The sequence below is a fragment of the Kineococcus siccus genome (assembly GCF_009906795.1).
Classification (GTDB): Bacteria; Actinomycetota; Actinomycetes; order Actinomycetales; family Kineococcaceae; genus Kineococcus; species Kineococcus siccus.
In genome coordinates, this window is the sequence record NZ_JAAALN010000475.1 from 1 (window position 1) to 394 (window position 394).

Genomic DNA, 394 nt, shown 5'->3' on the forward strand with positions numbered 1-394 from the left:
CATCTGCTCGGCGACCTTGGCCAGGTCCGCACCGCCCAGGCCGTAGCCCATGAGGCGCACCGCCATCTGGTCCCAGCAGTCGGCGTTCACCGAGCGCGGCGACTGGCTGATGAGCATCCAGCCGATGCCGAACTTGCGGGTGTCGCGGAAGTAGCCGGCCAGGTCGGCCGACAGGGCCTTGATCTCCTCGTCGGTGGCCAGGTGCAGCGGCGGGGCGTAGCGCCACGCCTGGTCGAAGACGACCATCGTGTTGAGGGTCTCGCCCAGGCGGAAGGCGGCCTCGGAGGCCTCCTTCAGCGTGCGGCAGGCCTTGCGCAGGATCGCGGCCTTGATGGAGTCCTGGTCCAGCACGCGCAGCGCCTCCACCGCGCCGGCCTGCTCGCCGGGCCCGAGC

General features: G+C 71.3%; 1 protein-coding gene. It reads right to left on the bottom strand.

Features of this window, described 5'->3' with window-relative positions:
* Window positions 1–394: ATP-binding protein (locus GTR02_RS22190; protein WP_166609609.1), on the bottom strand; the 394-nt coding region annotated here is incomplete at both ends.